The following is an 8,712-nucleotide window of genomic DNA, read 5'->3' as shown; positions in this document are numbered from 1 at the left end:
ATCCCCGAAACGCATCCCGCCCGCGCGATGCATGACACATTTTACTTCCCCGACGAAATGGCCCGCGATGGCCAAAAAATGGTGTTGCGGACGCACACAGCGCCCGTGCAGATCCGTACAATGACGTCACAGGAGCCCCCCATCCGCATCATCGCGCCGGGCCCTGTTTACCGGAGCGACAGCGACGCAACCCACACGCCGATGTTTCACCAGATTGAAGGTCTTGTCATCGACAAGGGCATTCATCTGGGCCATCTGAAATGGACGTTAGAGACATTTTTAAAAGCTTATTTCGAACGCGAGGATGTCGTCCTACGTTTACGCCCCAGCTATTTCCCCTTCACGGAACCGTCGGTGGAGGTTGATGTTGGCTATTCCGTCATCAACGGCAAACGCGTTATCGGTGGGTCCGAAGGCTGGATGGAAGTGCTGGGATCCGGAATGGTCCACCGCAAGGTTATTGAGGCCTGCGGGCTTGACCCCGATGTGTGGCAGGGCTTTGCCTTTGGCACCGGCGTCGACCGTCTCGCGATGCTGAAATATGGCATGGATGATCTGCGCGCTTTCTTCGACGGCGACAATCGCTGGTTACAACATTATGGCTTCAATGCGCTCGATGTACCGACGCTGAGCGGAGGCGTAGGCGCATGAAATTCTCCTTATCTTGGTTGAAAGAGCATCTCGACACTGACGCAGATATGCAAGCCGTCGCTGACTGCCTGAACCGCATTGGTTTGGAAGTTGAAGGGATTGAAAACCCCTCCGAATCATTGTCGGCCTTCCGCATCGCCAAGGTCATCAGCGCTGCCCCGCACCCACAGGCCGACAAATTGCAGGTCCTGTCGGTTGACGCAGGCGGGGAGCCGCTTCAGGTCGTTTGTGGCGCGCCGAATGCCCGCGCCGGCATGTTTGGTGTCTTTGGCCCGGCAGGGGCAGTCGTGCCCGCCAATGGCATGGTGTTGAAGGTTGCAGCCATACGCGGCGTCGAATCGAACGGCATGATGTGCTCCATCGCGGAGCTTGAACTTGGCGATGACCATGATGGCATTATCGAGCTTCCAGACGATGCACCCGTCGGACAAGTCTATGCCGATTGGGCAGGCCTTGATGACCCCGTCATCGATGTGAGCATTACGCCCAATCGTCAGGATTGCATGGGCGTGCGGGGCATTGCACGCGATCTGGCGGCGGCAGGCTTGGGCACGCTCAAGCCGCTCGGCGACGTGTATAAAATTGATCTCTCCACGCCTTTGGAGGGCAGTTACCCTGCGCCGAACGTTCGCACCGATGACGAAGCTGGGTGCCCCGCATTTTATGCGCAATCGGTCTCCGGCGTACGCAACGGCGAAGCGCCCGAATGGATGCGCGCTAAGTTGAAAGCGATTGGGCAAAAGCCAATTTCAGCCTTGGTCGATATCACCAATTTCCTATCGATTGACCTTGGCCGCCCTTTACACGTCTATGACCGCGCAAAATTGAACGGCGCACTTGTCGCTCGCAAGGCAAAAGACGGCGAGAAGATTGTCGCGCTTAACGGCAAAACTTACGTGCTGGACGCAAGCATGACCGTCATCGCCGACGACGCGATGGTACATGACATTGGCGGGATCATGGGCGGTGAGCATAGCGGTGTATCGGAAGATACGACCGACGTCCTGATCGAATGCGCCTTTTTCGACCCAGAGCATATTGCCCGTACGGGACAGAAGCTTGGCCTGACCAGCGATGCGCGTCAGCGTTTTGAACGCGGCGTTGATCCTGCGTTTCTTGACGATGGACTGGCGATTGCGACCAAGCTTGTTCTTGACCTTACGGGCGGTAAGGCAAGCGCTATCACCCGCGTTGGCCAAGCGCCTGTTACGCCGCGCATATTTTCTTATGACACAGATTATTGCCGCCGCCTTGGTGGAGTTGATGTTGCACCCGAAGAACAACGCAACATCCTAACGCGACTTGGCTTTTCTGTAACCGACGATTGGACCGTCACCGTGCCATCATGGCGTCGTGACGTCGATGGGCCTGCTGATCTGGTGGAAGAAGTCGTCCGCATGGTTGGTCTTGACAATGTTGTGTCTGTGCCATTGCCCCGCGCAGACGGCGTGGCCCAGCCAACGGCGACGCCCGCGCAATCCTTGGAACGCAAGGTGCGGCGCGCGGCAGCGGCCCGCGGGCTGAATGAAGCGATCAACTGGTCCTTCCTGCCGCAAAAGGCAGCCGATGCCTTTGGCGGCGGCGCATGGAGCCTAGCCAACCCAATTTCCGAAGACATGAAAGTCATGCGGCCTTCCTTGTTGCCAGGGCTGCTTTCAGCGGCCCAGCGCAACATGGATCGTGGCGCATCATCGGTTCGATTGTTCGAGATTGGGCGGCGCTACTTCGTTGACACTGACGGCGCTAGCGACGAGCGCGCCACCGCGGGAATCGTGCTAGCGGGCGAACGTTCGGCACGAAACTGGGCAACAGGCAAGGCTGCACGCTTTGACGCCTTTGATGCAAAGGCAGAAGCGATTGCCTTGCTCAAGGCCGCAGGTGTGGCCACCGACAATCTGCTGGTGATGGATGATGCGGGCGCGCATTATCACCCCGGTCAATCTGCCACCTTGCGAATGGGGCCAAAGAACATATTGGCGGCCTTTGGCACTTTACATCCGGCGACGGCGAAAGCGTTCGACCTTGACGGCATTGTCGTTGCGGCGGAAATCTTTTTGGATGCCATACCGTTGAAGAAGGCGAGCAGCTTCATGCGGCCAGCCTTCACGCCGCCAGCGTTGCAAGCAGTGACACGCGATTTTGCGTTTCTAGTCGCAGAAGGCATGCCGGCCAATGATCTCCTTCGCGCCATAAAGGGCACGAACAAGGATAACATCGTGGCGGTCCGCTTGTTCGACCGCTTCGCCGGACAAGGCGTGCCTGAAGGCCAAGTCAGCCTTGCGGTTGAAGTTACACTTCAACCCACCGACAAAAGCTATAGCGATGACGAACTGAAAGCCATTTCAGACAAAGTGATTGCCGCGGCGACAAAATTGGGTGCGGTGCTGCGCGGATAAAAAAGGCCGGGCGATTGCCGCTGACCTGCTGACAAACGGGTTGAAGCGTTAATCATTCACCCCTAAGCCGCGCTGCATGACGCTGAACCGCCGAACCTTTGCCATTATTTCGCACCCTGACGCGGGTAAAACCACGCTGACGGAAAAATTGCTGCTGCAAGGTGGCGCGATTCACTTGGCCGGTGAGGTCAAGGCACGTGGGCAAGCACGACGTGCCCGTTCGGACTGGATGAAGATCGAACAGCAGCGCGGCATTTCAGTGACGTCGTCGGTGATGACATTCCAGAAAGATGGCATTGTCTTCAACCTGCTCGACACGCCGGGGCATGAGGATTTTTCCGAAGACACCTACCGCACGCTCACCGCCGTCGATTCCGCCATCATGGTCATCGATGCCGCAAAGGGCATTGAGCCGCAGACCCGCAAGCTGTTCGAAGTGTGCCGCTTGCGCAGCGTGCCTATCATTACCTTCGTCAACAAGGTCGACCGCGAAGGCCGTGCCGCGTTTGAAACCATTGACGAGGTTGCCGATGCGCTCGCGTTGGATGTGTGCCCGATGAACTGGCCCGTCGGCATGGGTGGCGAGTTTGAAGGCCTATATGATTTCAACAGCGGCCGCCTGAGCCAACCGTCAGGTGACAGTAAGGCGTTTGAAGGCAAGACGAGCGACCATGAAGGCTTGGACGCGGCAACGCTGGAACAAGTGCTGACGCCAGCCGGGGTAAACCGGCTGCGCGAAGAGGCCGAGCTTGCCCAAGCAGGATATTCGGACTTTGACCCGACCGCGTTCCAAAATGGCGACCTGACGCCAGTCTATTTTGGGTCTGCGTTGAAAGAATTTGGCGTGATAGAGCTCATCAACGCCATTGCGGCCTACGCCCCCCCACCCCGGCCACAGCCAAGTTCAAAGGGCAATATCGATCCGTCGGAAAAGGAAGTCACTGGCTTCATTTTCAAGGTACAAGCCAATATGGACCCGCAGCACCGTGACCGTATCGCATTCATGCGACTGTGTTCAGGCACGTTCAAGCGCGGCATGAAGCTGACGCCGTCCGGACTTGGGAAGCCCGTTGCGATTCACTCGCCTATCCTGTTTTTTGCCCAAGATCGGGAAATTGCCGATAGTGCCGAACCTGGCGACATCATCGGTATTCCCAACCATGGCACGTTGCGTGTCGGCGACACCTTGTCGGAACGTAATGATGTGCGTTTTACGGGCCTACCCAATTTTGCGCCGGAAATCTTGCGCCGTGTCGTATTGCGCGACCCCACCAAGACCAAGCAATTGCGTAAGGCGCTGGATGACTTAAGTGAAGAGGGCGTAATTCAGGTATTTTACCCTGAAATCGGTTCCAACTGGGTCATTGGCGTTGTCGGGCAATTGCAATTGGACGTGCTGATTTCCCGGCTCGAGGCGGAGTATAAGGTTGATGCGTTCTTGGAAGCTGCGCCATATGACACCGCACGCTGGTTGATTGGTTCGGAAAGCGCATTGGCCCAATTTGTATCGTTCAACGGCGGGAATATGGCCAAAGACCGTGATGGGCACCCTGTATTTATGGCGCGCTCATCATGGGATGTAGGCTATCAGCAGGAAAAGCATCCGGACCTAAAATTCAGCGCGACGAAAGAGCGTTAACGCCAGACAGCGACACCAATGATGAGTTGCGCGCCATGTGGTGTCCAGTTACTTTCAGGATTATCCGCTAGATTGATCGCGCGGTCCATCCACGCCCAATCAAAAACGCCTTCGCTTTTTTCGATCCGTCCCCATGCAAATTCGCCAATCCGAACATAGCTCAGCCCAAGCGCACGCATCCGGCGGGCGTCACGTGCCCAGTATTCTTCCGACCAATGTTCGGGATAATAGCAAACACCTAACATAGCGCATGTTTAGCGGACACCCAGCGCCTGACAAGCCTGTAGGACCGCAAATTGCGGCGTGCGTGACGGCGCAATCGATAGGCATGATGGAGAAAACAACGCCATAATTCACGCATTCTGCCATTTTTTCGCCACGACTGGCGGTTATCTAAGGTGGCATGACATTAGAAACACCTACGCCTGAAATGACCATCACCGCGCCCTCCCCTGTCACGGATGTCCAGCCGGATAGCGATGTTACGAAGCGCGCAGCTGCGCTTAAGCGCGTGCCCGATGACAAAGCGATGCTGCGCGCTGTGACTGAATTGACGCGCGACTTGGGCACACCCAATCCGCGTATTTTCTGGTCCGACTTTCTAGCTTCGGCCTTTTTGGGCTATGCGGGCCTTGCCGTAGCCATCTTGTCCGGCAATCTGTGGCTGCAATGCGTGGCCGCTCTTGTGTCGGTGCTGGCGCTCTATCGCGCGGGCGGCTTCATCCATGAAGTCAGCCATGTTAAGCATTCCGCCCTGCCCGGTTTCCGCTTTGGTTTTAACGCGGTGATTGGCGTGCCTCTCCTTGTACCGTCTTACATGTATGAAGGCATTCACAATCTGCACCATGCGCGCACGCGTTATGGCACCGATCAGGATCCGGAATATCTGCCGCTGGCGTTAATGAAGCCTTGGACTTTACCCTTATTCATATTCGCCTCACTGCTGGCGCCCTTTGCTTTGCTGTTCCGCAACGCCGTGCTGGCGCCACTGTCGCTGTTTATTCCCGCGCTTCGTAAGATTGTGGTCGAACAATATTCGGGCTTAGCGATCAATCCCGCCTTCCGCCGCCGTCCGGCCGAAGGCGAAGCGCATCGCAACTGGATCGTGCAGGAGACCGCCGCGAGCATTTGGTCGATTGTCCTGATTGGTGGTGTGTTCAGCGGCTATATTGCGCTGAATGCCTTTCTTATATTCTTGGCCATCGTCTCCAGCGTTGCCGTGCTGAATCAAGTCCGCACACTGGTGGCCCATTTATGGGAAAATGATGGCGAGCCCTTAAGCGTCACTGCGCAGTTCCTCGACAGCGTCAACGTGCCGCCGCCGGGCATCCTGGCGTCGATCTGGGCGCCTGTAGGGCTACGTTATCACGCGCTGCACCATTTGCTGCCCAGCGTGCCCTATCATGCCTTGGGTGAGGCCCATCGCCGCCTGACCGCACAATTGGCCCCCGATTCCGCCTATCACCGCGCAAATTATGATGGGTTAACGGGATTGGTCGGGCGGCTAGCCCGCAGCACGTTTACGCGCGGCGGTTATTGAAACTATCCGAGCTACGCGAAACACCAGCATTACTGCTTGTCTAAACGCTTTGTTCAACGCATTCTATTTCAAGAGCAGATTAACAGGGGTTATGTGTGTCTGAAATAGTTACAGCAGTCCAAAGGGGCAGTCAGGTTTATGTCTACGGTGCCGGACAGCGCCAGTTATGCTCAGTATTTGCAGGAACTGGACCGAATGACGGACTGAAAGGATATACATCCAGTACGGTCAGCGTGCGTAGAGGCAGTCATATTTACGTTTACGACAATAAGGGTCGTCAGATTTCCACCGTGTTTGCGGGAAGATAAACTCAGATTTTACAAAATCCCAGTGCGGGGAATGGAGGTTTTGTGGACGATTTACCAACGAGATACATTTCTTCTTTTGTCGTCGAGTTCATAAGCGATTTCATGCACTTTTGCGTGGGGAAATACGGATTCTCGACATAAGAGATTAGCATTATATGCGTGGTCGCAACTGAAAGCACGCGGGAAATCCGGCGTGACGGTTATCTGTTAAAAACCTATGGCGCTGAGGGTCCGGCAATTCCGGATGAGTTCCGATTTCCTGTCAGCGTTCAATTCGTTTGTCGTCGGTTGGGAATGCCGCGAGAAACGACACGGCGAAAACTCGAAAACTTGGCAACTAGGGGGTTTTTGAAAAAAATTAAGGGCGGCTACTCGTTACCAGCACAAACGGACGCTGCTGATTACACGAGGGAGTTGAGAGACTTCTTAGTGTTAAAGATCCGCGGTCTTCAGAATTATATCGAGAAAATACCCGCCTGATTGCGCTATCGGTGGATCGGGGCCGACTAAATCCGGATGCCCAAATTGGGCAAACGCTGTTGTTGTAAACTTCCCTGCTTAATATTTACCCCCCACGACTCGGGAATGTGGGGACATACCTTGTGGCAGATACGGAGCGAAAAGAAGCAACCATTGCCTTGTTGGTAATTGGGAAACGCATACAGGCTGCGAGAAAAAAAAGCAGAATGACGGTTGCTAAACTGTCGGCAAAAACCGCCATTTCGGCACGATTTATTGATTATATCGAGGCGGGCGAGTTCAGCAAACTCCCGGGAAGATCGCATGTGTTGGGTTTCACGCGGTCAATCTGCCGAGAGTTGGCGTTAGACGCGGAAGAGGTTGTTCAAGCCATCAAATCAGCGATGTACCCTGCCCCAATGACGGAATTTGAGCTAGCAATTACCCAGCACATGAAACGTCCTTTGATTGAGAAGATTGCGAATGCGTTTAAATTTGTTCTGAGCGGTATTACGCGTTCTAAACAAGTCTAGTGGCAGTCATACGCGCTTTCAACGCGGTGCGCTATCCACAGCTATGCTTCAGAAACGACTATACCGTTTATGATCCGTTTAAACATTGTTTAGACAATTCAACGAAGGGCGGGGTTCATAAACCCTCTGTTTTCTCTAGGAAAACTGGAGTGGGCGAAGGGATTCGAACCCTCGACCCCAACCTTGGCAAGATTCGGCTCGATGAAATTTTGCATTTAGATCAGATTGTTATTTCGCTCTTGGAAAATCCGAACACGATCCGAACATTTTCAGCGGAATTTCCTCAGAAGGCTTTGTGTTCAGGTTTCCAGACAAGTGCCGAGCGGCAGCTTCGCGCCCAATTACCGCCGTTGTAAGCGCTACCTGGCTGACCCAAAAACGGACATTACATCAGACAGGCGGCGATGGCTGATGTTTTGGACATATTTCACCTTGATGGCCCTGTAACCGTCGTCCCGATCCTTGCCGTTTGGCAGCCTTTTAATTCCATTGACACAACGTCGTGGTAACATAAGTTCCTGTGCATCCAGCACGCGCTTGTAAGGTTGCAGGCATCCATGACGACAAGAACATTAGAAAAACGATACATTCCCGCCGCTTTGCTGGCTGGATTTCGTTGGCTGAGAAATCCGGTTTCGCAGGGCGGAGCAAAGCAGGTTCCGCGTATTCAAATGTTAGCTCGAGGACCGGAGATACTCGCGGACGTAGAGCGTATGCGGGCCCATCCCACAGGCAAAAAACTTTTAGCTGAACGCCCAGACCTCGGTGTCTTTTTGTCTAATTCTGCTGCTCTTAAAGCGATGCCTGAAGCCAGTCTAGGTCGGACGTTTTATGATGCTATGGATAATCCAGTTGGCGTGCCCGGATATTTGCTGGCAGGACTGATCTACAAAGACGGGTTTTTCGACTCATTTGACATGAGCGATGACGCTCGGTTTTATTTAGAACGGATACGTTGGCTCCATGATTTATTCCATGTCGTCAGTGGCTATGCCACCGATCTGGCAGGCGAAGGTATGCTCATCTACTTCCAGCAAGCTTATCTTTATGGGTTGAGCTTCAACGCATTGGCCCGTTCACCGTTTGGCATCGGTCCGCGCTATTTTCTTCGTCCAGATTGCGGCAAAGCTCGTTGGCAAGAGTATCTGCGCGATGCCAATAGCCGTGGACTAAATGCATACAATGT

At 54.5% G+C, this 8,712-nt stretch carries 9 protein-coding genes; 8 read left to right on the top strand and 1 reads right to left on the bottom strand.

Annotation, left to right across the window (positions count from 1 at the left end):
* The 3 genes from Q0O33_RS10200 to Q0O33_RS10190 form a co-directional block, all read left to right on the top strand.
* Nucleotides 1-651, top strand: a 651-nt coding sequence (locus tag Q0O33_RS10200) for a phenylalanine--tRNA ligase subunit alpha (RefSeq protein WP_295499172.1), incomplete at its 5' end; no start/stop codon positions are given.
* Nucleotides 648-3,047: a phenylalanine--tRNA ligase subunit beta gene (gene pheT, locus Q0O33_RS10195; RefSeq protein ID WP_295499169.1), complete on the top strand. Its 2,400-nt coding sequence runs from the start codon at nt 648-650 to the stop codon at nt 3,045-3,047. The genes Q0O33_RS10200 and pheT, both read left to right, overlap by 4 nt.
* Before the next feature lie 76 nt (nt 3,048-3,123).
* Nucleotides 3,124-4,686 (top strand): peptide chain release factor 3, encoded by a 1,563-nt coding sequence (locus Q0O33_RS10190; RefSeq protein WP_295499166.1) that lies wholly within the window; start codon nt 3,124-3,126, stop codon nt 4,684-4,686.
* Here the strand turns inward: Q0O33_RS10190 and Q0O33_RS10185 are convergent.
* Nucleotides 4,683-4,931 (bottom strand): beta-galactosidase, encoded by a 249-nt coding sequence (locus Q0O33_RS10185; protein ID WP_295499163.1) that lies wholly within the window; start codon nt 4,929-4,931, stop codon nt 4,683-4,685. The genes Q0O33_RS10190 and Q0O33_RS10185 overlap by 4 nt on opposite strands.
* 158 nt (nt 4,932-5,089) lie before the next feature.
* Between Q0O33_RS10185 and Q0O33_RS10180 the strand changes: the two genes are divergently transcribed.
* The 5 genes from Q0O33_RS10180 to Q0O33_RS10165 form a co-directional block, all read left to right on the top strand.
* Nucleotides 5,090-6,226, top strand: a complete 1,137-nt coding sequence (locus Q0O33_RS10180) for a fatty acid desaturase (RefSeq protein ID WP_295499160.1) — start codon at nt 5,090-5,092, stop codon at nt 6,224-6,226.
* A gap of 467 nt (nt 6,227-6,693) precedes the next feature.
* On the top strand, nt 6,694-7,014 hold the full coding sequence (locus tag Q0O33_RS10740; protein WP_366048609.1) for a DeoR family transcriptional regulator: 321 nt from the start codon (nt 6,694-6,696) through the stop codon (nt 7,012-7,014).
* Between the two features lie 122 nt (nt 7,015-7,136).
* Nucleotides 7,137-7,526 (top strand): helix-turn-helix transcriptional regulator, encoded by a 390-nt coding sequence (locus Q0O33_RS10175; protein ID WP_295499157.1) that lies wholly within the window; start codon nt 7,137-7,139, stop codon nt 7,524-7,526.
* Nucleotides 7,527-7,675: 149 nt separating this feature from the next.
* On the top strand, nt 7,676-7,882 hold the full coding sequence (locus Q0O33_RS10170; RefSeq protein WP_295499155.1) for a hypothetical protein: 207 nt from the start codon (nt 7,676-7,678) through the stop codon (nt 7,880-7,882).
* A gap of 201 nt (nt 7,883-8,083) precedes the next feature.
* The coding region (locus Q0O33_RS10165; protein WP_295499153.1) for a Coq4 family protein at nt 8,084-8,712 on the top strand (629 nt) is incomplete at its 3' end.

The organism is Sphingorhabdus sp. EL138, from assembly GCF_945862485.1.
Taxonomy (GTDB): Bacteria; Pseudomonadota; Alphaproteobacteria; order Sphingomonadales; family Sphingomonadaceae; genus Sphingorhabdus_B.
This window is presented reverse-complemented; position numbering and strand designations above follow the sequence as displayed.

What these genes read in the sequence shown, in the direction of transcription:
- Q0O33_RS10180 (WP_295499160.1), top strand. Translation starts at nt 5,090, where the DNA reads ATGACATTAGAAACACCTACGCCTGAAATGACCATCACCGCGCCCTCC.
- Q0O33_RS10190 (WP_295499166.1), top strand. Translation starts at nt 3,124, where the DNA reads ATGACGCTGAACCGCCGAACCTTTGCCATTATTTCGCACCCTGACGCG.
- Q0O33_RS10185 (WP_295499163.1), bottom strand. Translation starts at nt 4,931, where the DNA reads ATGTTAGGTGTTTGCTATTATCCCGAACATTGGTCGGAAGAATACTGG.
- pheT (WP_295499169.1), top strand. Translation starts at nt 648, where the DNA reads ATGAAATTCTCCTTATCTTGGTTGAAAGAGCATCTCGACACTGACGCA.